Source organism: Erwinia sp. 009765445, assembly GCF_058137865.1.
Map to the genome: position 1 here is coordinate 1 of NZ_JBYUWC010000048.1, position 1,436 is coordinate 1,436.

Consider the following 1,436-nt stretch of genomic DNA (forward strand, 5'->3'; position numbering starts at 1 on the left):
GGAGAAATGTAATGAACGCGCCCCATTCATTTGATACTGAGCACAACCGTGATGAGGAAGGTGTGGAGCCTCACAGATTTCCGGCATCATTGTGCCCAATACGGGATGCATAAAGCTCCCGGGTAACTGGAGACTCCACGATATGAAATATACCCCGGTTGGTGTTGATATCGCAAAACATCTGATTCAGGTTCACTTCATCAATGAGCATACAGGTGAAGTGGTTGATAAACAGATACGCCGTCAGGATTTTCTGACGTTCTTCAACAACCGGGAGCCCTGCCTGGTTGGTATGGAGGCCTGTGGTGGCTCCAGCACTGGGCACGGGAGCTGGAAAAACAGGGACACAAAGTCCGTTTAATGCAGGGGCGCTTCGTTAAAGCATTCGTTATCGGTAACAAAAACGATGTAATGGATGCCCGTGCTATCTGGATGGCGGTACAGCAGCCAGGTAAGGGAATTGCCGTCAAAACAGAAGAGCAGCAGTCGGTACTGGTGCTGCATCGTTCACGGCGACAACTGGTGAAATTCCGGACCGCGCAGATCAATGCCCTGCACGGAACCCTTCTGGAGTTCGGCGAGACGCTCCACAAAGGTCGGACGGCGATGGACAAAGAGTTACCGGCAGCGCTGGAGCGGATGAAGACGCGGTTGCCTCCGTATCTCATCATGTTGCTGGAAGAACAATATAACAGACTGAAAAAACTGGACGCGCTGATAGACGGTATCGAAAAACAGCTTATTAGCGTGGCGAAACAGAGTGAAATCTGTAAGCGCCTGATGGAAATCCCGGGCGTTGGGCCACTCACCGCCACAGCAGCGGTAGCCACAATGGGCGAGGCTTCAGCGTTCAAATCCGGACGTGAGTTTGCGGCTTATGTCGGTCTGGTGCCAAAACAGACCGGCTCCGGAGGAAAAGTCCGCCTGCTGGGCATAAGCAAGCGAGGTGATACCTATCTCAGGACACTATTTATCCACGGTGCAAGGGCAGCAGCCTTACTGACAAAAGAGCCCGTGCCATGGATAACGGATCTGAAAAAACGGCGTCCGACCAGTGTGGCCATCGTGGCAATGGCGAACAAGCTGGCACGGACAGTGTGGGCAATAGCGGCCCATGACCGTCAGTACGATAAGAATCATGTCAGCATCAGACCCTGTTAATTGCTGATACCGATAAACATTAACTCTTAATAAAAGGGTGAATGCTGAAAGGTTGCTCTGGCGGCCAGCGTGATGACAAAGACAGGTAAGACCGGGACTCACTAAACCTGAATGGTTTCCTGGGCTTAAAGCCCGCAGGAGAAATGAGGCGTGAGTCAGCGAATTACATAGGGGCTCGCAGCTTACATGCTGCAGGAAAGCCGGATATAAAGCTGCAACCTATCTGTCAGCGTCAGAATAATGGAAGCCGTTGCAAACGGGACGCGTTCATATAA

Annotated in this window: 1 pseudogene; it reads left to right on the plus strand. The window is 51.8% G+C overall.

Going from position 1 to position 1,436, the window contains the following annotated elements:
- Positions 1–142 precede the first annotated feature (142 nt).
- Positions 143–1,161, plus strand: a pseudogene (locus AC3Y5R_RS24110) (IS110 family RNA-guided transposase).
- Positions 1,162–1,436 lie beyond the last annotated feature (275 nt).